Genomic DNA, 22,801 nt, shown 5'->3' with positions numbered 1-22,801 from the left:
GAACACTTTTTAAGGTAAAAGGTTCGTTTTTTCTATTTATTGTGGTATAATGAAAAAAAATAAAGAAGGACAACAAGTATGAAACTTAGAAGAAGCGAACGGATGGTGGTTATTTCTAATTATTTGATCAACCATCCCTACGAATTGACTAGCCTCAATACATTTGCTGAAAAGTACCAGTCAGCTAAATCATCGATTTCTGAAGATATTGCCATCATTAAGAAGGCTTTTGAAGAGAGTTCGATTGGCCATATTGAAACAATCACCGGGGCTAGTGGTGGTGTTGTTTTCACTCCTTCTATCTCTGATGCGGAATCATTAGCCATTGCTGAGGATTTGAAAGTCAAAATGGCAGAAAGCAACCGGATTTTGCCGGGTGGCTATATCTACTCATCTGACCTACTGTCCACTCCCCATATTTTAAAAAATGTTGGCCGAATCATTGCGAACGCTTTTATGCATGAAAATATTGATGCAGTGATGACTGTTGCGACCAAGGGTGTACCTCTGGCAAATGCTGTAGCCAATGTTCTCAATGTACCCTTTGTGATCGTTCGTCGCGATTTAAAGATTACTGAAGGTTCTACCGTATCCGTCAATTATGTATCAGGTTCGAGTGATCGTATCGAAAAGATGTTTCTATCCAAACGTAGCCTGCCTGCTGGAAGCCGTGTTCTTATCGTGGATGACTTTCTCAAAAATGGTGGTACGATTAACGGTATGATTAGCCTCCTATCAGAATTTGATAGTAGTCTGGCTGGAGTTGCTGTCTTTGCTGAAAACCAAAGTGGGGCTCGTAGTGTAGCCAACTACAAGTCTCTCCTAGCAGTGACAAATATTGATGTTAAAGAAGGAAAGGTCCAAGTTGAATTGGGGAATCTCTTCAATAAATAAGTAAAAAGCGAGGATTAGGCCTCGCTTTTCATGTGCTCGATATAGTGTTCAAAACTAGCGGATCTTGCAGTAACACGGATGTCTTCTAGCGTGAAAGGATGAGTCAAGCTCAATTTTTGTGCATGCAACATGAGCCTCGGAGCAGTTTTTTGACTGTAAAGTGGGTCGCCAAGTAGCGCATGGCCCTCATAGGCTAGATGAACGCGAATCTGATGGGTACGACCTGTTTCCAGTTGACAGGCTACCATGCTATTGGGCCCGATTTTTTCAAGAAGGCGAACATGGGTGATAGCCGCCTTCCCTTTTCGGGAATCTACAATCCGTTTTCTCCTGTCATGGCGATCACGGCCTAGTTTGTGGCGGACAGTCATGTTATCCTGTTTCGGATGACCTTGGCAGAGGGCAAGGTATTCGCGGGAAATGCGTTTATCTTCCAGTAGTCGGTTGAGAATAGGAAGGATAAAAGGATTTTTGGCAAAGAGAATGGCCCCGCTTGTCTCCATATCCAATCTGTGAACCACATAGCAGGTCTGTCCCACATAGCTGGAGACATGGTTCAACAGAGCAATTTCTGTTGGCTCATTGCCATGAGTTTTCATGCCTTCTGGCTTATTGACGATAATCAGGTGATCATCTTGATAGAGTTCTTCCACTAAGGTAGCGTCTCCGAGAGGAAGCCTTTTTTCAGGATAATCTTCTGTATCAAAACGCAATTCCAACAAATCACCTGCCACAATCGGACTCTGCCAGTTGACAGTCTGATTGTTGACGCGGACATGCTTTTTGGTACGGAGAAAGTGCCTGATTTTTCGTGGAATGAGAAAATAATCCTCCAGCGCTTCTTTGACAGTCATGGCTGGAAAGTTTTTGGGTATAGAGATAGTAAACTGCATATTAAAGGCTCGTTGAGTGTTTGGGTTGGACCCGTTCGGTTGGGTTGATAAAGTGCATGGCATTGTTCACAGCGGTAGGAGCTTCCCCAAAACCTGTCGCAATCAAATCCACTTTGCCCTCATAGAAGCAACAATCTCCCACGGCATAAATACCTGAAAGAGACGTTTCCTGCTTTTGGTTGACGATGATGCGGTTGCGTTTGAGTTCGAGACCCCATTCTTTGAGCGTTCCGATAGAGGATTTAAAGCCGTAGTTGACAAAGAGATGGTCAAAGGGAAGAGTCAACGTTTCCTCACTTTTGACTTTTTTGATGGTTAATTCTTTGCCTAGTCCTTCTTGCCCAGACAGTTGGTGGGGAATATAAGGCGTCAAGATTTTTACATCGGATGCTTCCAAGTCTGCCACACTGTGTTCTAAGGCGCGAAAGGCCTCACGGCGATGGACGATAGTGGTGTTCTTTGCGATTTTATCAAAGGCTAGAGACCAGTCCACAGCAGAGTCCCCACCCCCAAGGATGATGATGTCTTGGTCTGCATATTGTTGTATGTTGGTCACGTGGTAATGGATGTTTTGAAACTGCTCTGCTTCTTCAATATCCAATGGTCGTGGCTTAAAGGCGCCTCCTCCCATGGCGATAATCACTGTTTTGCTAGTATGAGTTCCTTTGTTAGTAGTGATTTCAATCACTTCATCCGTCTTTACATCTATCACAGTTTCGTTGAGGCAGATGGTGGTGTTAAACGATTTTAACTGGTCTAGTAGGTGCTCTGTCAATTCTTGACCGGTTAGTTGACGGTGAGCTGGAATATCCAAAATTGTTTTTTCTGGATAAAGAATAGCTGGTTGGCCACCTAGTTGCGGGAGAGAGTCGATGATTTTAACCTTGGCGTGGCGGAGATGGGCATAAAAAGCTGTAAAGAGTCCAACAGGCCCGCCGCCAATGATGGTAATATCATAGATGTCAGTCATAAGAGTATCCTTTTGTGTCATAATACCCTATTTTATCATAAAGCAGTTTATTTTTCCGTCTTGAGACTGATTTTATGGGCTGTCACAAGGTTTGAAAGGGATTTGAGGCTGAAAAAAATAAGCCATTGTAGTATAATGTTAAAAACTAGAAAGGGAACACCCATGAGCGAGCATTACGATTTTAATGAAGAACAAGCATTTTCACGCAGGGCCAGTCGCTCCAGAAGTCGAAAAACAGAAAAGGACCAGGACTACAAGTCTAAGAAGAAATCTCGGATACCAGAGCCTATCCGACGCTTTTGGCGTCGCTACCAGCTGACTAAGATTTTACTCATTACGATTGGAGTAATGGTCTTGACAGTAGGTGGCTATCTTTTTTACCTAGCCAAGACTGCCAATGTTAGTGATCTACAGGCTGCCCTTAAAACTACGACTGTTATTTATGATAAGGATGGTGTGGAAGCAGGGACTTTATCTGGACAAAAAGGGACTTATGTAGAGCTAGATGCTATTTCAGATTACCTAGAGCAGGCCGTCATTGCAACGGAAGATCGTTCATTCTACAAAAACTCAGGAATTAACTACCAACGGACCATTCTAGCTATCCTTACACTAGGTCGTTCAGGTGGTGGTTCAACGATTACCCAGCAATTAGCAAAAAATGCCTTCTTGACACAAGAGCAAACCATTACTCGAAAAGCCAAGGAATTTTTCTTGGCGCTGGAAATAAACAAAAAATACAGCAAGAATGAAATCCTCACCATGTATCTAAACCATGCTTATTTTGGTAATGGAGTATGGGGAGTGGAGGATGCCAGCCAAAAGTACTTTGCTATTAGTGCAGCGGAACTCAATTTAGAACAGGCTGCCACCCTTGCTGGTATGCTAAAAGGACCAGAGATTTACAATCCGTATTATTCGATAGAAAATGCAACTAATCGCCGCAACACAGTCCTTCAAGCGATGGTCAATGCTCAGTATATTGACCAAGCGACTGCGGATGCCGGAGCCCAGGTCAACATGAGCAACTATCTTTATGATAACTATGCTGGAAAACAAGGTAACTATAGTTATCCTTCTTATTTTGATGCAGTTATTGCTGAAGCCATTGACCGCTACGGACTAAAAGAAAGTGACATTATCAATAATGGTTATCGTATCTATACGGAGATGGATCAGGCTTCTCAGGCCAATATGCAGGTCATCTATAATGATGAAAGCCTATTTCCGGTCTCTGCTTTTGATGGGCAATCAGCCCAGGCAGCCAGTGTGGCATTGGATCCTAAAACAGGAGCAGTCCGTGCTCTAGTCGGTCGCATCAATAGCTCTGAAGATGTAGCTTTTCGGACTTTTAATTTTGCGACCCAATCTCAGCGTAGCCCAGGTTCGGCTATTAAGCCCTTAGTTGCTTATGCACCAGCTGTAGCAGCAGGTTGGTCCATCAATAAGGAACTGGACAACCAAACTACAAACTATAATGGCTATAGTCTAGAAAATTATATCGGGACCACATCAGGGCCTGTTCCGATGTATCAAGCTCTAGCTCAGTCCCTTAATCTACCAGCTGTCTATACGGTCAATGAACTAGGCATCAATCGAGCCTTTGAATATGGAAAGAAATTCGGCCTCGATATGGATTCGGTTGACCGCGTTTTGGGTGTAGCTATCGGAAGTGGCATCTCCACCAATCCCCTGCAAATGGCCCAAGCTTATTCGGCCTTTGCCAATGGGGGTGTCATGCAGGATGCCCATCTCATCAGCCGTATCGAAACAGCCAATGGCAAAGTACTAGTTAGTCACAAGGGTAGCAGTAAGCGAGTCATCGACCAGGCAGTTGCTGATAAAATGACTTCCATGATGCTGGGTACCTTTACCAACGGAACTGGTTATAATGCAGATGTCTATGGCTATGATATTGCTGGTAAGACAGGAACAACAGAAACCAGCTTTGATGTTAACCTCATCAATGACCAGTGGATTATTGGTTATACACCAGATTTGGTTATCAGTCAGTGGGTTGGTTATGAAAAAACGGATGAAAACCACTATATTGATGGTTCTAATTCTTGGATGGCTCCAGTCGTTTTTCAGACAGTAGCTAGCAGCATCCTACCACAGACTCAAGGAACAGCCTTTACTGTGGAAAATGCCTATGCCTTAAATGGTCTTGATACGACCAATACAGTAACCCCGCAGATTCCAGTCAATGAGATTGAAGATAAGGTTAACTATTGGACAGACCGTGCTCAAGAGCTGTTAGATCAAACACAAAAAAATATCACCGAAGCCGATCTGCCCAATCGGGCCAAATCACTCTGGGATTCCTTCCTAGGTCTGTTTCAATAGTTGTCAAAAGGAAAAAAACGTGATAGAATGATGAGGATGGAGGGCTTATGGCATTAAAAAAAGCAAGCCTAGCGTGCACAGTTTGTGGTTCTAGAAATTATTCCATAAAACTATCCAGTACCCCAAAACCGACACGCTTAGAAGTAAATAAATATTGTAAACACTGTGGACAGTACACCGTCCACAAAGAAACCAGATAGGAGCAAAACGTGAATTTTTTCAAGGATACTATTCAAATTTTAAAAGGAACAACTTGGCCAAGTAAAGAGCAGGGTTGGAAAGATTTTGTTTCCGTACTGCAGTACTCAGCTTTCTTTGTGATTCTCATTTACCTTTTTGACCTCATCTTATCAAAAGGATTGTTGGGAATCCTCAATATTTTCTAGTTATCGCTTGCAATTTTGAAAATTGTAATGCTATAATAAATGAAAGCGAAAGCCTTCGGGCTTTTTTTAGCGTCTAAAAATGCGGGCTTCACAGAAAGGAAACAGCTATGTACGATAGTTTTGATAAAGGTTGGTTTGTACTCCAAACCTACTCTGGTTATGAGAATAAGGTAAAAGAAAACCTTCTTCAACGTGCCCATACTTACAATATGTTGGAAAACATCTTGCGCGTGGAAATTCCGACACAAACCGTCAAGGTCGAGAAGAATGGGGAAGTCAAGGAAGTTGAAGAAAATCGCTTCCCAGGTTATGTGTTAGTCGAAATGGTCATGACGGATGAAGCCTGGTTTGTAGTTCGGAATACACCAAATGTTACCGGTTTTGTTGGCTCTCACGGGAACCGCTCTAAGCCAACTCCACTCTTGGAAGAAGAAATTCGCCAAATCTTAATTTCTATGGGACAAACAGTTGAAAACTTTGACATCCATGTTCAAGTTGGGGATACTGTTCGTATCATTGATGGTGCCTTCTCTGGTTATGAAGGTAAGGTTTCTGAGATTGATAATCACAAGGTCAAGATGATTATTTCCATGTTTGGAAATGACACAGTGGCAGAAGTGAACCTCAGCCAAATTGCAGAATTATAATGACAACATCGCCCTCTTTTATGTAGGGGCGATTTTGAATGTCGTAAAAAAACAAAAAGCACCCAGAGGATGCTTTGTTATAAAAAAGGCGGTAGACGGATTTGAACCGACGATCAAGCTTTTGCAGAGCCGTGCCTTACCACTTGGCTATACCGCCATAACAGAAACTATTCTACCGAAAAAAAAGTCGTAAGTCAAGAAAAATCATAGTGACGATTTGTGACTGATAACAAACCTATAAAACAGTTGCGAAAACATAGGAGAATACGACGAAAAAGACAGGAGTATTTTTGAGTGTTGGTGGCTAGCAGATTCCTCTTTCTTTGAGAGAAAAAGCGTGAAGCAAAAGGAACCAAGAAACATTGTGGGTAAGTGAATTCATTTCTACCGCAAGGAGCCTCAAAGGAGAAAAAAATCGGCAATGCAATAGCGCATTTTAAGTCGGTCTAGGAGCATCTAGGCATCTTATTTTTTCTAAATAAAGATTAGTCCGAGAAGAACTTTCTATTTAAAATAGTTATTTTTATTTTGTGGTAGATTACAAAGATAAGCTAGCCACTTGATTAACTGAAAAAATGTGGGAACATGATATAATAAATTGAGTAAGGGATTAAAAAATAGATAGGATGACAAGCAGTGTTTCTTACAAATTTTCATATAAAACATAGATGCTTTGTCGCTCAGATAGGAGAAAATCATGATTGTTTTAATAACGGGGGCATCCCACACAGGGAAGACTGTGCTAGCTCAAAAATTACTTGAAAAATATCACTATCCTTATTTATCAATAGACCATTTGAAAATGGGGTTAATTCGTAGCGGCAATACTAAACTTTCAGTCGAAGAAGATGATAAACTTACAGCATATCTATGGCCTATTGTTCGTGAAATGATTAAAACTGCCATAGAAAATGAGCAAAACCTTATTGTTGAAGGGAGCTATATCCCTTTTGATTGGGCAAACGACTTTGCAACAGCCTACCTTGACCATATCAGGTATTACTGTCTTGTGATGAGTGAAAACTATATTCAGAAACACTTTGGAAACATAAAGAAATATGCACGTCTTATAGAAAATCGTATAGATGATGAATGGTGTACGATGGAAAGTGTTTTAGAAGAAAATGCTCGATTTTTTAGAAGGGCGAAAAAATATGGTGCAAACATCCTGTGGATTGATGAGAGTTATGAGATAGAGATTGATTTATGATAAAGAGGCATTGTATCTCAGTTTGTCTAAGGAATACTACTAAGAGGACGTAACACCAGATAGGCGCTACTTCCTTTTTATTTCTAAGAAATAGAAAATAGAATGGATGAAGTTAAAAATCATAAAAACAGTAGTCACATAAAGAGAGACATATCCTCTCCTATGAGCTTGGTATAATGTAGATATTCGTGTACTGAAATACTTGCTTTTCACCTGAAACTTTGGTATACTTACTAAGTTGTCTAAACAACAAATACTCATCTCAAACCAATCGTGGTCCTGTTGCCTGCGGGTTGGTCTGCGAGCTTGACGTTTGGGAGAGGAAAAAACATAAAGGAGAAATACTCATGGCAGTAATTTCAATGAAACAACTTCTTGAGGCGGGTGTGCACTTCGGTCACCAAACTCGTCGTTGGAACCCTAAGATGGCGAAGTACATCTTCACAGAGCGTAACGGTATCCACGTTATCGATTTGCAACAAACTGTAAAGTTGGCTGATCAAGCTTATGACTTTATCCGTGATGCAGCAGCAAACGAAGCAGTTATTTTGTTCGTAGGTACTAAAAAACAAGCAGCTGAAGCTGTGAAAGACGAAGCGCTCCGTGCAGGTCAATACTTCATCAACCACCGTTGGTTGGGTGGTACTCTTACTAACTGGGGTACAATCCAAAAACGTATTGCTCGTTTGAAAGAAATCAAACGTATGGAAGAAGAAGGTGTCTTTGAAGTCCTTCCTAAGAAAGAAGTAGCTTTGTTGAACAAACAACGCGCTCGTCTTGAAAAATTCTTGGGCGGTATCGAAGAAATGCCACGCATTCCAGATGTAATGTATGTTGTTGACCCACATAAAGAGCAAATCGCTGTTAAAGAAGCTAAGAAATTGGGTATCCCAGTTGTGGCTATGGTTGACACAAACACAGATCCAGATGACATCGATGTCATTATCCCAGCGAACGACGATGCTATCCGTGCTGTAAAATTGATCACAGCTAAAATGGCTGATGCCATCATCGAAGGCAACCAAGGTGAAGACAGCGTAGCAGCAGTAGAAGCTGAATTGGCAGCTGAGCCAGCATCTGCAGAATCAATCGAAGAATTGGTTGAAGTTGTAGAAGGCGACAACGCTTAATAAATCAGAACAATCCTAGAAGGGCAGGGCTGAGCCCGGTCCTTCTATTTTTATAAAAAAACAAGGAGAATAGACATGGCAGAAATTACAGCAAAGCTTGTAAAAGAATTGCGTGAAAAATCAGGTGCAGGCGTTATGGACGCGAAGAAAGCCTTGGTTGAAACAGAAGGTGATATCGAAAAAGCGATTGAATTACTTCGTGAAAAAGGTATGGCTAAGGCAGCTAAAAAAGCTGACCGTGTAGCAGCTGAAGGTTTGACAGGTGTTTATGTTGCTGGGAACTTTGCAGCAGTTGTGGAGGTCAATGCTGAAACAGACTTCGTTGCAAAGAACGCTCAATTTGTTGACTTAGTAAACGAAACAGCTAAAGTGATTGCTGAAGGTAAACCTGCTAACAACGAAGAAGCACTTGCTTTGACTATGGGCTCAGGTGAAACTCTGGAAGCATCTTATGTGAATGCAACTGCGACTATCGGAGAAAAAATCTCTTTCCGTCGTTTTGCTCTTCTTGAAAAAACAGATAATCAAGTTTTTGGTGCTTACCAACACAATGGTGGTCGTATCGGAGTTATCTCTGTGATTGAAGGTGGAGACGAAAGTCTTGCAAAACAAGTTTCTATGCACATTGCAGCGATGAAACCGACTGTTCTCTCATACACAGAATTGGATGAGCAATTTGTCAAAGATGAGTTGGCTCAACTAAACCACAAGATTGAACAAGACAATGAAAGCCGTGCGATGGTTAATAAACCAGCCCTACCATTCTTGCAATATGGTTCAAAAGCACAGCTGACTGATGAAGTGATTGCAGCAGCTGAAGAAGCTATCAAGGCAGAATTAGCAGCAGAAGGTAAACCAGAAAAAATCTGGGACAAAATTATCCCAGGTAAGATGGATCGCTTCATGTTGGACAACACTCAAGTTGACCAAGCCTACACTCTTCTTGCACAGGTTTATATCATGGATGACAGCAAGACAGTTGAAGCTTATCTTGATAGTGTAAATGCAAAAGCAATTGAATTTGCTCGCTTTGAAGTAGGTGAGGGAATTGAAAAAGCTTCAAATGATTTTGAAGCAGAAGTAGCTGCAACTATGGCTGCAGCTCTTGGAAAATAATATTTTTTCATAAAAGATAAAAACGCCAGAACACTCTGTTCTGGCGTTTTTTGTTATCTTGTATGAAAATCATTCCTGTATGAAAGCCACAATCTCCTCTTCTGACATAGAGCTGTCGCAGCGGACTTGGATTCCGCTAGGCTTAGCATGAAGAAGGCCAGGCACAGTTGGAACTTTGTACTCTTCTCTGAGCTGGGCAATTTCCTGATCAGAATAAGCTGGGTTTTGGGTATGAAGGAAGTAAACTGTCCACCCTTGCGTCTTAGCTGCAGTGGCTAATTTGGGTGCGAATCGGCGACAGTAAGGACATGTTTCACGTCCAAGGAAGAGAATGGCGCCATCCTTTGCTTCCAAAAGCTCACGGGCTTCCTGTGGAGATACAGCTTGGAAATCTTGTATATCTTCGTTAAATGTATTGGTAAACAACATGGTGTTCTCCTTTAGAATCTATTTATGGTTAGTATAATAAAAGCTGGTATTGAAAGCAAGAATTTGCTACGGGTACTTGCATCTTAGAATGGCAATTTCTTGAAAAGCTGGGTTTAGAATGCTATAATAGTCAATAATAGTCAGTAAGAAAGGGATGATTATATGGTTATGAAAAATACATCCGATTATATTGAAGAACACATCAAATCCATCTTGGAAAGGGTTAGCGTAGCCGAGCTCAAGCGTAGTGAGTTAGCCAGCCGTTTTGAAGTTGTTCCAAGCCAGATTAACTATGTCATCAAGACCCGTTTCACTGCCAGTCGCGGCTATATTGTGGAGAGTAAGCGTGGTGGCGGTGGTTATATTCGCATCGGCCGGATTACTTTCTCAGATAAGCATGAGCTGATTCACGACTTGTTGAAAAATATGGGAGAAGACCTGTCTTGGGTCGTTTATTCGGATATTTTACAGCTCTTGTTTGATGAGGATTTGATGACGGAAAGAGAGGGAAATCTGACTCTTGCTATGGGAACAGATGAGATTTTGGGAGCGGAAGCCAGTAGGATTCGGGCTCGGATGATGAGACAGATTTTGAGAAGATTGGACAGGAAAGAGGATTAGAATGGAATTTTCGAGTGGATTAAGGCGGGTATTTGAGGATGCCCAGCTGATTGCTCAGCGTTATGATTGTCCCTATTTGGAAAGTTGGCATGTCCTGCTTTCTTTTGTCATCAATCATGATACGGTAGCTGGTTCAGCTCTTGCTGAGTTTCCAGTAGACATTGATGAGTATGAACAGGCGACTTTTGTTGTGACTGAAAGGGAATACCGTGAGGAGATTGAGCTGACGACTATATTACCAGCCTCCAAACGATTGGTAGAAGTGGAAGAATTGGCAGAGAAAATTGCCAACATCACAAAGGCTAAGGCTTTGGGGACAGAGCATGTTTTTCTAGCTATGCTTTTGGACCGTCGTTCTGTTGCAGCCCATATCTTGGATAAGGCTGGTTTTCGTTTGAATGGTTCTGAGGAAAGTTTACGCTATGTTGATATCCGAAAAAGTTTAGAGCTTAAGGCCGGTTTCACTAAGGAAGAACTCAAGGCTATCCGCAATCTACTCAAGGGTAATGGAAGTAAAAGTCCGTCAATGGCTAGTATGATGGGGGGCATGCCTCAGCCACAGAGCGGTGGTTTAGAGGATTATTCAAGAGATTTGACAGCCCAAGCTAAAGCTGGTTTATTGGAGCCAGTTATCGGTCGTGAGGAAGAAATTTCCCGTATGATTCAGATTCTTTCACGTAAGAGTAAGAATAATCCTGTTCTGGTTGGGGATGCTGGTGTTGGCAAAACAGCTCTAGCTCTAGGGCTAGCCCAGAGGGTTGCTGCTGGTCAGGTACCCGCTAGTCTAGCAGGCATGAGAGTGCTAGAATTGGATTTGATGAGTGTGGTAGCAGGAACACGTTTTCGTGGAGATTTCGAGGAGCGAATGAATAATATCATCAATGATATTGAAGAAGATGGCAAGGTCATTCTCTTTATTGATGAACTACACACTATCATGGGATCTGGTTCAGGTATTGATTCAACCTTAGATGCAGCGAATATCTTGAAGCCTGCCCTGTCTCGTGGGACTCTTCATATGGTTGGTGCAACGACTCAGGAAGAATACCAAAAGCATATCGAAAAAGATGCTGCCTTGGTACGCCGTTTTGCTAAGGTGACTATCGAAGAGCCGAGTGTGGAGCACTCTATCGCCATTCTTCAAGGGTTGAAAAGTACCTATGAACAGCACCATCGAGTGGCGATTTCTGACGAAGCTATTGTGACAGCAGTGACTTATGCCAAACGCTATCTGACTAGTAAAAACTTGCCAGATTCGGCGATTGATTTGTTAGATGAAGCCAGTGCGACCGTGCAAAATGCATCCAAGAGAGTCTCAGAAAATGAAGATGATAGTCTTGAGCAAGCTCTTCTCAAAGGGCAATACAAAAAAGTAGGTCAGCTTCTGCGCCAGATGGAAGATAGTCAAGAACAAGCACCTGATTATGGTATAACTGTGACGGCGGATGCGATTTTAGAAACACTTAGTCGCTTATCTGGGATTCCTGTGACCAAGCTGACCAAGTCAGATGCCAAGAAGTACCTAAACTTGGAAGCAGAATTGCACAAACGAGTGATAGGTCAAGAGCAGGCGATTTCGGCAGTCAGTCGGGCTATTCGTCGTAATCAATCGGGCATTCGAACTGGCAAACGTCCAATTGGTTCCTTTATGTTTCTAGGACCTACTGGCGTTGGGAAGACCGAGTTGGCTAAGGCTTTGGCCGAAGTTCTCTTTGATGACGAGTCTGCCCTGATTCGCTTTGACATGTCCGAATATATGGAAAAATTTGCAGCTAGCCGACTCAATGGTGCTCCCCCTGGCTATGTAGGCTACGAGGAGGGGGGAGAACTGACAGAGAAGGTTCGCAACAAACCCTATTCTGTCCTCCTCTTTGATGAAGTCGAAAAGGCTCATCCAGATATATTTAATGTTCTCCTACAGGTTTTGGATGATGGAACCTTAACGGATAGTAAGGGTCGGAAAATTGACTTTTCCAATACCCTCATCATCATGACTTCTAACTTAGGAGCGACTGCTCTTCGGGATGATAAGACTGTTGGGTTTGGAGCCTTGGACTTATCTCGTAGCCAGGAACATGTAGAAAAACGGATTTTCGAGGAACTAAAGAAATCCTACCGTCCCGAGTTCATCAATCGAATTGATGAGAAGGTTGTTTTCCATAGTTTGTCAGATCAAGATATGCAGGAAGTTGTCAAGGTTATGATTAAGCCACTGGTAGCCATTACAGCTGAAAAAGGCATTGTCCTCAAGTTCCAGCCAGCTGCTCTGAAACTCTTAGCCAAGGAAGGCTATGACCCGGACATGGGGGCACGTCCGCTTCGTAGGCTGATTCAAACTAAGGTCGAAGATCGTTTGGCTGAGATGCTTCTGCGTGAAGAAATCAAGGCTGGCGACTATCTGAAAGTCGGTGTATCTGCTGGACAACTGAAATTTGATGTTGGAGGTGTGAAGTGACACAAATTGTCAAAATAGGCCTGGAAAGTGTTGAAGCTTTGCGGGAAATTAGTTGCGAGACTTACTATGATACCTTTAAGGAGTCTATCGTCAATCCTCAGGATATGGAGGACTTTCTTAGAGAGGCCTATAGCATCGAAACTCTGAGCCAGGAGCTGAATAATCCAGAATCAGACTTTTTCTTCCTCTATCAGGACAATCGTCTAGTAGGCTATCTCAAACTCAATGTAGGACAAGCTCAGACGGAGCAGGGTGTTGCAGAGAACACACTGGAAATTCAACGTATCTATGTGCGCCCCAGTGAGAAACGCCAAGGCTTTGGTACTGTCCTGATGGATTTTGCTATGCAATATGCCAAGGAGTCTGGCTATGATTCGGTTTGGCTGGGTGTTTGGGAGCACAATGATGCAGCTCAGGCATTTTATAAGGGTCATGGCTTTGTGCGCGTTGGGGAACATGTGTATTGGACGGGGAATCAGGCCGATACAGACCATATCTTATTGAAAAGGATTTAAAAGAAGTTAGAGTCATCTGGCTTCTTTTTGAAAAGAAAGCAAAGGGTTTGAAAACGATTTCAAAAAATGATATAATAAAGTATCAACTAAAAAGGAGGACATATTTATGTCAGAAAAGTTTGATGCAAAGTTGGAACAGGTAAAAGGTTCTGTCAAAGAAGGTTTTGGCAAGTTGACAGGAGATAAGAAGACAGAAATAGAAGGCATGACAGAAAAATTGGCTGGTAAGGCGAAGGAAGTCGTGCAAGATGTGAAAGATGGTGTCGAAGGCCTTGTTGATGGAGTAAAAAAATCCTTAGATAAGGACAAATAATCAGACACTCGAAGCCTGAAAGCTCTCAAGAATCAAAAAAGAGCTTCCTGACAAGTCTTCGTGTCTTGCTATTGAGTTAAAGTGGGATATGCCACAGCTCGTTTTATTTACTTCTCACAGGTTTTAACAGTTGGGGAGATAGTGGATAACAACATCAAAAGAGCCTGATTTTCAGGCTCTTTCATTTTTTATCTCTTCAAGGCTTGTTCGAAAAGTGCTTCGACTTCGGCGATGCTTTCAGCCTTGGCAACGGCTCCGCGAATCTTGGCAGCACCAGCGGTTCCTCTCAGATAGTGAGGAGCAAGGCCACGGAATTCACGGACTGCAACGGCTTCACCCTTGAGGTTGGCTAGACGAGTCAAATGGTCATGAGCTACCTTGAGTTTGTCTGCAAAAGTCAAATCCGGTAGGATTTCTCCAGTGGCTAGGTAGTGGTTGATTTGGTTGAAAATATAAGGGTTCCCCATAGCTGTCCGTCCTACCATAACTGCATCTGCACCGACTTCTTCAATACGATGGCGGGCATCTTCGACATTACGGATATCGCCGTTTGCGATGAAAGGAATCTTGGTTAAACTAGTAGCCACTCGTTTTAAGGTTTCAATATCCACGGTGCCTGTATACATTTGCTCACGGGTTCGACCGTGCATTGCTAGGGCAGCCACTCCACCGCTTTCTGCTGCGAGAGCATTTTCTACGGCCAGATCTGTATTGTTCCACCCGGTCCGCATTTTGACCGTCAATGGAATATCTAAAACCGAGGTCACTTCCTTGATGATATGGTAGATTTTATCAGGGTCTTTGAGCCATTTAGCACCAGCCTCGTTCTTAATAACCTTGTTGACCGGGCAGCCCATATTGATGTCTACGATGTCTGCTTTGGTATTGTTTTGGATAAAGTCAGCAGCTCGTTTGAGCCCTTCGGCATCTCCCCCAAAGAGTTGGATAGACATAGGAAATTCATTCTCCTCAATATGGAGCATGTGTAGAGTTTTTTCATTGTTATAGAGTAGGCCCTTCTCGGAAATCATTTCCATCACGACTAGGCCAGCTCCCATTTCCTTGGCAATAGTCCGAAAGGCTGAATTGGTCACACCAGCCATGGGAGCTAGGACGGTGCGATTGGGAATTTCAATGTCGCCAATCATAAAAGGGGTATTAAGATTTGTCACGGATGAGTTCCTCCAAATTTTCGGCTGTAAAATGATAGTGTTGACGGCAAAACTGACAGGTAATATCGCAACCTTGATCCTCTGCAATCATCTCCTCAATATCTGACGTAGGTAGGCTAGCCAGCGCGTCTAGAAAGCGTTCTTCCGAGCAGTCACAATGAAAACTGAGCCTTTCTTCCGAGAGAATCTTATAGGATTCTTCGCCATAAATAGCAGATAAGAGCGCCTCGATATGGGAATCAGATGCTAACAGACTAGAGATCGCAGGCATGGCTTGGATACGTTTTTCAAAGCGAGAAATTTCTTCTTCCGACGCATCGGGTAAGGCCTGTACCATAAATCCACCTGCAACTTGCACCTTGTCCGCTTCATCTAGCAGGACATTGAGACCAACGGCTGAGGGTGTTTGCTGACTTTCTGTTAGATAGTAGGCCAAGTCTTCTCCGATTTCTCCGGAGATGAGTGGGGTCATAGAATGATAAGGATGGCCAATACCGTAGTCGGTAATGACCAAGAACTGGCCTTGTCCAACGAGAGGTCCGACGATGACCTCTCCAGTTGCAGTTTTCTTGTAGTCCAAATCAGGATTTTGGATATAGCCTTTCACTTGCCCTTTATTATTGGCTACGCTAATGATAGCGCCCGTTGCACCTTCACCTAAGATTTTTAAGGTAATTTTGGTGTTTCCTTTTTCATTGGCAGCTAGAAGTTGATTGGCAATGAAAGCACGCCCTAGGGCTACAGTTGATGATGCCATACTATCATGTTTTTTTTGAGCAGCTCGGATAGTCTCTGTACTATCCAATACAAAGGCCCGAAAATGGCCATTTTCTGAGATTGTTTTAATAATTTTATCCATAGTGACTCTATTTTAACACAAAAAAGAAGACAAGTAAGCTAAAACTACTTGCCTTCTTTTGGTGAAAGGGTGGGAGATTTTTTCTAAATGTCTGTTCCACTGTCAGTTTCAACTTTAGCTTGGGCTTGTCGTCCTTCGTTCAGTAGAGCTGCGATAATCTTTTGATCTCGTAGCTTGATAGAGTTATTGATGGTTTCAGCGGATTTGACGATAGTAGTCTCTAATTGGGCTCTTTGTTGGCGTCCACTTTCGATAGCGGCAATGATCCCATTGTTTTGTGCCACTAGACTTTCAGCTAGGGCTGTGACAGATTGGATAGAGACAGTTGGACTTTGAGCAGTCCGCTCTAAGGCTGGTATGGCCTCCTTACTGGTTTCTGCCAACATTTGCAGGGCAGCATTGTTGGCATTAACGATGGCATCAGCTGTCACACCCGACTTGACAGACTGTTGCAACATGCCCAGTTGGGCAATGGATAGCTTCATAGTTGGGATGGTATTGCGGCGCAGCATGCCGAGTTTTTGTCGCATATCAGAGGAGACCTTGACCATGTTGCGCATCTGTGGAGTAGTTGCCCAGGCTACATAAAGACGACTAACATACTCTGTATGTTGTTGCTCCAAGGTATTGATAACCTCGGTCATTCGAGCTAGCTCTTCTGATTTGCGGTGATGTTCAGGTGTCTGGCTGTCGAGTTGGACCAGCTCAGTCTGAATGGTGTTGGCACGTGAAGCAGCTTCCTGTTGACTAGCTTCAATAAAAGCAATGACCCCAACCAAATTTTCTACAGATTTTGTATTTTCTTCAATCAGCATTTCAGCCGAAACGATGTTGCGTGCTAAAACTTCTTCCTGTACAACTACGCTAGCAGCCATAGAGTCCATTTTTTGTTCTACATTTTTGGAATCAAAGTAAAATTCTTGTAGTGTATTTCCAGTTTGTTTGAACAATTTCTGCAAGAAGTTAGGCTTTTTCTCTAACTCTGCAGGTGTTGCGTCCTTGTACTTGGCCACAAAACCATGCAATTCTCGATTGGCATTAGCCAAGAGCTCATCTACTTGTGGAATTTCCAGTTTTTTCTGTTCTGCTAAGATATGGTTGACGGTCGTATTGACCTCTTCCACAGCAGATGTTCCAAAATCGAGTAGGGCATTTTGATCATGGATGAAACTATCCACTAGTGCGGGAGCTTTTGCACGAATAGCTGCTTGTTGCTCACTGCTTAATTTTTCAAAAAAATTGAGCTGGCCAGTGCCAGAATTGGCTTCGGCTTTGATGATTTCGGTGGTTTTGTCTGTTTTGGTGATAGCGTTATTGGCTATTTTATCGATGTCGAAGTGAAATGTCTCAGTCATTGTTTCTTCTCCTTTGTGCTGTCTTTAGTGTTTATCGAACTTATCTGAGAGAAAGTCCTTATCCGATTGGTGAGCATGCATCATCCGCAGACTAATTTCAAAGTCTTGAAGTTGGCTTTCATTGAGCCTACGAAGTGTTTCATCTAGGTCTAAATCAAATTGCTTGATAGCTTCTTGAGCTTGTATCAGGCGTTCATCCGCATGGTAATAATTCTTAGGTGATTCCTTGATTTTTAGATAACCATCTAAAATATCCTTGAAACGCTTCATATTGATGTGGTGCAAGGCTTCCAGTTCAGATTGATTTTCGGCTTCCTTAATCTTTTGCAAAATCAGGTGGTGATCACACTGGATATTGCGGTAGTATTGGATGATTTCAGGAGCCATTCGTAGGACAACTTCTTCTTCGCTAGTGGCTGGTTTGCTATCTGGTGAGATGTGTTGTTTTTTTAATTCTGTTTGAATAGCCTCGATTTGAGAGTTGATTTTCTGTGAAATCTTTGTAAAATCTGTGATATCAATATATTTTTGAATGGAGTACACCAAATAGGAATAGGAGGTTAACTTTTGTAATAATTTCTTGGCTGTGTTCTCGAATTTCAGATAATTTTGTTGGTCCAATAAATTCCCCAACCCAAGCATTTCTCGCTCAGATTGTTTCAGGTTGGTTTCAATCAGAAGTAGCTGCTCGTGGGCAATTTTTTTCTGACGTCGAGACTTTTGGGTAATTAAAAAATAAGTCCCAACACCCACACCTCCAATTAGGATGAGTGGAAGTAAGTTGGAAATAATAAAAATCAGGGAGATAATACCGAAAAAAGTTAGGACAGCTGTGCGTTGATTTCTGTTTGTATAGTAAGGCTTTTTGCCCATGGTTGTCACATCTTTCTAATCATTGTACTATCTGTATTTTACAGAAAAAAGCTGGTTATGACAACTGTTTTCATTGATTTTGGACTAAAATTCCCTTACTTGATAGGTGAAAGAGTTTCAGGGGAAATAGCAATTCAAAAAGCTATAAAAAGATTGCAAAAATGTTATAAAGTCTCTTGGAACTGTCAAGGTTACATCTTGGTGGACGGAAAGCTCCAAACCATTATGTGACGGGCAAAGTGCGATAAAGTAATTGATTATACAGCTATCGACTATGGAGTAGTTTATGCAAGGTAGTAGAAACGCCAAAAAGATTCGTCTATGCTCAGTTGACCACCAACATTCAAAAATGCCATGTGCCGAATTTGCTAAAAATAGGGGAAAGGACTTCTAAGATTCTTGGTTTTTTTAAAAATCAAAAACAGAAAAAATAAGCTTTTAAAAAACCGCCAACTGGCGGTTTTTTGCATGTTCTGAATTAAGCCAACTCAGGAAAAAGCTTCAACAGGATTTTCTTAGTGACAATTTGGCCAGGGCCTTCATGACAATAGGTGTGCATATACATGGATGGGTTAAAATTGAGCTCAATACAGGTGCAGGCTGGATTCTCCTGAGTCGAAGGAATGTTAGGATCTGGAATAATCAAGTCTACACCGCAGACCCAAGCTCCCATAGCCGTAGCCATATCTGCTGCGATTTGCTTGTAAGACTCATCCATGGTTTCGGTCACATCGATGGAATCACCACCGGTAGAAATATTGGAATTACCTCGTAGATCAGCCTTCACCCCCGCAGCTAGGATCGTGTCCGGTCGATAACCTTGTTGCTCCAGCATAAGAAGTTCGATATCGCCCAAGTCAATGATTTCGAGCGGAGAGCGGTGTTCACGACCCCGCAAGGGATTTTGATTTTTAAGTTCTACCAATTCTTGAATGGTATGAATACCATCCCCAATCACATTGGCTGCCACCCGTAGGAGTACAGCTTCACATTTGCCATCTAAGACAAAGAAGCGGTACTCGGTGCCTGGGATGAACTCCTCTACAAGAACATCGGAATCCTCTGAAAAGGCGATGTCCAAGGCTTTGTCATAGTCAGATAAGCTAGCTGGTTCCTGAAAAATGGAAATCCCCAGACCGAAGTTGGTTGATTTGGGTTTGACGACAATGGCCTTGTCCCTTACTTGGGCAAAGTAGCGAAGAGCCTCGCTTTTCTGACGAAACTCGCTACCAGCTGGTACAGGAAAGCCGGCTCCATGGAGAATTTTTTTAGTCACAGTTTTATTAGCCATGGCTAGGGGCACGACGTAATTGTCCTTGGAAGTCATATTGCCATTTTTGATTAACTCAACATGGTCAGTATGCCAGACTTTGATAAACTGGTCATTCTCATCCAAAATCTCTATATTTAGCCCCATCTGTATAGCGTCAAAGAGGATCATTTGAGTGGATAGTTCCATGTTTTCATACCCCTTTAAAGCGTAAGGAGCGGACCAGGCATCAGTATGAAAGAGCTGTCCTTGTTTGCGACCGAAAGATTCTAAGGAATGATTTTCAATATGAGCATAGAGCTGTCCTCCAATGGTCAGGTTGGGGTCAGCAATGGCTGCTCTGATAGTTTCCATCAGCTGTTTGTAATACTCATCGAGTTGGAAATGACGGATGACGTGCTCCATAGCTATTAAGATAGAGTCCACATCGGCTGTTTCTGGTAATTCTTCAAGTGGATGGCTAAGGGCAATTTGCTCGTTTAGGACTTGAGCTTGAGCTAGTTGGTTATCTACATCGGTCAAGTCATCTAGCCATAATAGGGCTAGGATAAAGAGGTGGACTGTATCTAGAGTTTCTTGGCTTATGGCTAAGGCCTCAAAGGGATTGAGGTCAAAACAGCGGAATTCCAAGTAGCGGATTCCCTTGGTTAAGTAGTCACGATTGCGTTGACTACCGCGCAAACGAACGGCAGAGTAAAATTCTTTCTCGGCGGATAGTTTGCCTGATGCCACACAGTCCTCCAGTTTGGTCACATAGGTTTCTAGACTCGAAAAGGAAATCTGGACATCATCGGCATTGACATAGCCATAGGAGCTGTTGCGTAGAGAACGAACAGGATAAGAAGGGGGATTCTTAAAAAAGTCAGCCTCTGCCAAGGGACTAGCTCCATAGAGATAGGTTAGAAGCCAGCGGTAGCGAAGAAAATTCTGGGCTAGTTTGAGATAGAGATCATTTCTGAAAGTTACGAAATGTTCATAGTCGCTGATTTCAAACAAGGATTGTGTTAAATCTTTGCCTAATTCAAAGTTGTAATGAATTCCCGACATGGATTGGAGAAGTTTACCGTAGCGTTGTCCCAAACTGACCCGATATTGGTATTCGTAGTCATTTTCTAAGGCAGCAATCTGAATCTCCTCTTCGGTGATGTAAGGAGGCATAGAGAGAGGCCATAGATACTCGGACTTCTCCATAGAACGGCTGGCTACATCTGTGATAGCACCTAGAAATCGTAAGGCCTCTTTTGTCGAGTGGCTGACAGGAGTAATTAACTCTAATTGGGGCTCGCTATAGTCCGTCTGAATATAGGGATGAAAAGAGCGGTTGCCTAGTGAGTTTGGATGGGGAGTTTGAGCAAGTTTGTTTTGGTGATTGATTCGTAGAGATTCTCTTTCTAGTCCAAAATTTCCCTGTAAAATGGGACTGTTTGGCTGTAGTCGTTGTAAAATGTTGGATAGGGTCATGTCTTTGCCTCGAGATTTATATTATCTCTATTTTATACCCTTTCTAGGTCAAAAACAAATTTTTACTACGTTAGCATGGGATAGGAAAAAGTTTGAGGTTCTTACAAAATTCGGAAAAAAATAAAATATTAGAGACAAAAGAACAAAACATTCGGTTTTTCTCTTGCCAATGTCCTTTCTTGAAAAAAAGTTCGTTTTTTATTATAATAAGGTGTAAACAAGACTTGTGGGTGCAATTCCCACCATTTGTTTTGAGGAAAGGACTGGGCAGGTCGTTTCTTGCCTATACATATAAATATGACATCAGTAGTAGTTGTTGGAACCCAGTGGGGTGATGAAGGTAAGGGTAAAATTACAGATTTTTTATCTGCCAATGCAGAAGTAATCGCCCGTTATCAAGGTGGTGACAATGCGGGTCACACCATTGTTATCGATGATAAAAAGTTCAAGTTACACCTGATTCCATCGGGCATTTTCTTCCCAGAAAAAATTTCTGTCATCGGAAACGGGGTTGTTGTTAATCCAAAATCTTTAGTGAAGGAGCTGGCCTATCTTCATGATGAAGGTGTTTCAACAGAGAGCCTGAGAATTTCCGATCGTGCCCATGTCATCCTGCCTTACCATATCAAGCTAGACCAATTGCAGGAAGAAGCTAAGGGAGAGAATAAGATCGGAACGACCAACAAGGGAATCGGCCCAGCTTACATGGATAAGGCGGCTCGTGTAGGGATTCGGATTGCTGATCTTCTAGACAAGGACATTTTTGCAGAGCGTCTTCGTATTAACCTAGAGGAGAAAAACCGCCAATTCACAAAACTCTATGATTCAGAGGCCCTTTCCTTTGAAGATATTTTTGAAGAATATTATGAATATGGTCAACAAATCAAGCAGTATGTGACTGATACCTCGGTGATTCTGAACGATGCCTTAGATGCAGGAAAACGGGTTCTCTTTGAGGGAGCTCAAGGGGTCATGTTGGATATTGACCAGGGGACCTATCCGTATGTGACTTCCTCCAATCCAGTAGCTGGTGGTGTGACCATTGGTTCTGGGGTTGGACCAAGTAAGATTGACAAGGTAGTTGGAGTCTGCAAGGCTTATACTAGCCGTGTTGGGGATGGTCCTTTCCCGACCGAACTCTTTGATGAAGTGGGCGAGCGCATCCGAGAAGTTGGGCATGAGTATGGCACAACAACTGGTCGTCCGCGCCGTGTTGGATGGTTTGACTCCGTTGTCATGCGTCATAGTCGTCGCGTATCAGGGATCACCAATCTTTCCCTTAACTCTATTGACGTCTTATCTGGCCTAGATACGGTCAAAATCTGTGTGGCTTATGATTTGGATGGTGAGCGGATAGACCATTACCCAGCTAGTTTAGAGGCCCTCAAGCGTTGCAAACCAATCTATGAAGAACTACCAGGTTGGCAGGAAGACATCACAGGTGTACGTAGCCTAGATGAATTACCAGAAAATGCCCGTAACTATGTTCGCCGTGTGAGTGAACTGGTCGGTGTCCGTATTTCAACCTTCTCAGTTGGCCCAGGTCGAGAGCAAACCAATATTCTAGAATCAGTTTGGGGAACTATTTAAACAGTAGAATTCTAAACAAATTTCCACCTGCTGGTCAAACAGTAGAAGAATAACTATAAAAAAGGCTTACAATCCAATTTTTTGGAATACAGTTGTAAGTCTTTTGTTTATTTCATAGATTTGATTGTTACAGCCTCTCTGTAACAGTTTCTATCTGAAGTAGATAAGTCATGAGAGAAGGAACTATAAGAATATTGAAAGGACTTTGTGTAAACGCTAACAAACTATGGTATAATAAAATAAATCATGTATTATATGTGCAACTGTATCAAGCAATATGCGAATAAAACAATGAG

The 22,801-nt window shown here is 42.5% G+C and carries 21 protein-coding genes and 1 tRNA gene; 13 read left to right on the top strand and 9 right to left on the bottom strand.

Annotated elements, in window-relative coordinates; genetic code table 11:
* Nucleotides 1-78: 78 nt before the first annotated feature.
* Nucleotides 79-894: a pur operon repressor gene (gene purR / locus F602_RS0103970; RefSeq protein WP_026183294.1), complete on the top strand. Its 816-nt coding sequence runs from the start codon at nt 79-81 to the stop codon at nt 892-894.
* A gap of 14 nt (nt 895-908) precedes the next feature.
* On the opposite strand, the gene F602_RS0103965 is transcribed toward purR, so the two are convergent.
* Nucleotides 909-1,787 carry an RluA family pseudouridine synthase gene (locus F602_RS0103965; protein WP_018166667.1) on the bottom strand — a complete coding sequence of 293 codons (879 nt, stop codon included), beginning with the start codon at nt 1,785-1,787 and terminating at the stop codon, nt 909-911.
* Nucleotide 1,788: 1 nt separating this feature from the next.
* Nucleotides 1,789-2,757, bottom strand: coding sequence for an NAD(P)/FAD-dependent oxidoreductase (locus F602_RS0103960; protein WP_018166666.1), 969 nt, complete (start codon nt 2,755-2,757; stop codon nt 1,789-1,791).
* 135 nt (nt 2,758-2,892) lie between these two features.
* Here F602_RS0103960 and pbp2a point away from each other — a divergent pair, with 135 nt between their 5' ends.
* From pbp2a to nusG, 4 genes are all read left to right on the top strand, one after another.
* Nucleotides 2,893-5,103, top strand: coding sequence for a penicillin-binding protein PBP2A (pbp2a, locus tag F602_RS0103955; protein ID WP_051070658.1), 2,211 nt, complete (start codon nt 2,893-2,895; stop codon nt 5,101-5,103).
* A gap of 47 nt (nt 5,104-5,150) precedes the next feature.
* The gene (gene rpmG, locus F602_RS10715; protein ID WP_083915237.1) at nt 5,151-5,303 is read left to right on the top strand and encodes a 50S ribosomal protein L33; all 153 of its coding nucleotides are present in this window, start codon (nt 5,151-5,153) and stop codon (nt 5,301-5,303) included.
* 9 nt (nt 5,304-5,312) lie between these two features.
* The gene (gene secE / locus F602_RS0103950; protein WP_018166664.1) at nt 5,313-5,489 is read left to right on the top strand and encodes a preprotein translocase subunit SecE; all 177 of its coding nucleotides are present in this window, start codon (nt 5,313-5,315) and stop codon (nt 5,487-5,489) included.
* A 107-nt stretch (nt 5,490-5,596) separates the two neighbouring features.
* On the top strand, nt 5,597-6,136 hold the full coding sequence (gene nusG, locus F602_RS0103945) for a transcription termination/antitermination protein NusG (protein WP_018166663.1): 540 nt from the start codon (nt 5,597-5,599) through the stop codon (nt 6,134-6,136).
* 86 nt (nt 6,137-6,222) lie between these two features.
* Here the strand turns inward: nusG and F602_RS0103940 are convergent.
* Nucleotides 6,223-6,293, bottom strand: a tRNA-Cys gene (locus F602_RS0103940).
* 540 nt (nt 6,294-6,833) lie between these two features.
* Between F602_RS0103940 and F602_RS0103935 the strand changes: the two genes are divergently transcribed.
* The 3 genes from F602_RS0103935 to tsf all read left to right on the top strand — a co-directional run bounded on the left by F602_RS0103935 (nt 6,834) and on the right by tsf (nt 9,592).
* Complete coding sequence (locus F602_RS0103935; RefSeq protein ID WP_018166662.1) at nt 6,834-7,346, top strand: P-loop nucleotide/nucleoside kinase family protein; 513 nt, start codon at nt 6,834-6,836, stop codon at nt 7,344-7,346.
* A 347-nt stretch (nt 7,347-7,693) separates the two neighbouring features.
* Entirely contained in the window at nt 7,694-8,476 is a 783-nt protein-coding gene (gene rpsB / locus F602_RS0103930) for a 30S ribosomal protein S2 (RefSeq protein WP_018166661.1), read from the top strand.
* Between the two features lie 75 nt (nt 8,477-8,551).
* Nucleotides 8,552-9,592: a translation elongation factor Ts gene (tsf, locus tag F602_RS0103925; protein WP_018166660.1), complete on the top strand. Its 1,041-nt coding sequence runs from the start codon at nt 8,552-8,554 to the stop codon at nt 9,590-9,592.
* 69 nt (nt 9,593-9,661) lie between these two features.
* Here the strand turns inward: tsf and F602_RS0103920 are convergent, their stop codons facing one another.
* Nucleotides 9,662-10,021, bottom strand: coding sequence for a DUF6568 family protein (locus F602_RS0103920; protein ID WP_018166659.1), 360 nt, complete (start codon nt 10,019-10,021; stop codon nt 9,662-9,664).
* Nucleotides 10,022-10,183: 162 nt separating this feature from the next.
* Here F602_RS0103920 and F602_RS0103915 point away from each other — a divergent pair, with 162 nt between their 5' ends.
* From F602_RS0103915 to F602_RS0103900, 4 genes are all read left to right on the top strand, one after another.
* Nucleotides 10,184-10,642: a CtsR family transcriptional regulator gene (locus F602_RS0103915; RefSeq protein WP_018166658.1), complete on the top strand. Its 459-nt coding sequence runs from the start codon at nt 10,184-10,186 to the stop codon at nt 10,640-10,642.
* A gap of 1 nt (nt 10,643) precedes the next feature.
* Nucleotides 10,644-13,097, top strand: coding sequence for an ATP-dependent Clp protease ATP-binding subunit (locus F602_RS0103910; protein WP_018166657.1), 2,454 nt, complete (start codon nt 10,644-10,646; stop codon nt 13,095-13,097).
* Entirely contained in the window at nt 13,094-13,612 is a 519-nt protein-coding gene (locus tag F602_RS0103905) for a GNAT family N-acetyltransferase (protein WP_018166656.1), read from the top strand. The genes F602_RS0103910 and F602_RS0103905 overlap by 4 nt, the downstream gene beginning before the upstream one ends.
* Before the next feature lie 106 nt (nt 13,613-13,718).
* Nucleotides 13,719-13,925 carry a CsbD family protein gene (locus F602_RS0103900; RefSeq protein WP_018166655.1) on the top strand — a complete coding sequence of 69 codons (207 nt, stop codon included), beginning with the start codon at nt 13,719-13,721 and terminating at the stop codon, nt 13,923-13,925.
* Between the two features lie 188 nt (nt 13,926-14,113).
* Here F602_RS0103900 and dusB read toward each other — a convergent pair whose 3' ends face one another.
* The 5 genes from dusB to gshAB all read right to left on the bottom strand — a co-directional run bounded on the left by dusB (nt 14,114) and on the right by gshAB (nt 20,915).
* On the bottom strand, nt 14,114-15,097 hold the full coding sequence (dusB, locus tag F602_RS0103895) for a tRNA dihydrouridine synthase DusB (protein WP_018166654.1): 984 nt from the start codon (nt 15,095-15,097) through the stop codon (nt 14,114-14,116).
* Nucleotides 15,084-15,956, bottom strand: a complete 873-nt coding sequence (gene hslO, locus F602_RS0103890; protein ID WP_018166653.1) for an Hsp33 family molecular chaperone HslO — start codon at nt 15,954-15,956, stop codon at nt 15,084-15,086. The genes dusB and hslO overlap by 14 nt, the downstream gene beginning before the upstream one ends.
* Before the next feature lie 83 nt (nt 15,957-16,039).
* Nucleotides 16,040-17,311 carry a toxic anion resistance protein gene (locus F602_RS0103885; RefSeq protein WP_018166652.1) on the bottom strand — a complete coding sequence of 424 codons (1,272 nt, stop codon included), beginning with the start codon at nt 17,309-17,311 and terminating at the stop codon, nt 16,040-16,042.
* Nucleotides 17,312-17,335: 24 nt separating this feature from the next.
* Nucleotides 17,336-18,184, bottom strand: coding sequence for a hypothetical protein (locus tag F602_RS0103880; RefSeq protein ID WP_018166651.1), 849 nt, complete (start codon nt 18,182-18,184; stop codon nt 17,336-17,338).
* Nucleotides 18,185-18,662: 478 nt separating this feature from the next.
* Nucleotides 18,663-20,915, bottom strand: a complete 2,253-nt coding sequence (gene gshAB, locus F602_RS0103870; RefSeq protein ID WP_018166649.1) for a bifunctional glutamate--cysteine ligase GshA/glutathione synthetase GshB — start codon at nt 20,913-20,915, stop codon at nt 18,663-18,665.
* 297 nt (nt 20,916-21,212) lie between these two features.
* Here gshAB and F602_RS0103860 point away from each other — a divergent pair, with 297 nt between their 5' ends.
* Nucleotides 21,213-22,505 carry an adenylosuccinate synthase gene (locus F602_RS0103860; protein WP_018166647.1) on the top strand — a complete coding sequence of 431 codons (1,293 nt, stop codon included), beginning with the start codon at nt 21,213-21,215 and terminating at the stop codon, nt 22,503-22,505.
* Nucleotides 22,506-22,801: the final 296 nt, after the last annotated feature.

The organism is Streptococcus minor DSM 17118 (genome assembly GCF_000377005.1).
In the GTDB taxonomy this organism is placed as follows: domain Bacteria; phylum Bacillota; class Bacilli; order Lactobacillales; family Streptococcaceae; genus Streptococcus; species Streptococcus minor.
The sequence above is the reverse complement of the archived record's forward strand: the minus strand, read 5'-3'. Positions and strand labels throughout refer to the sequence as shown.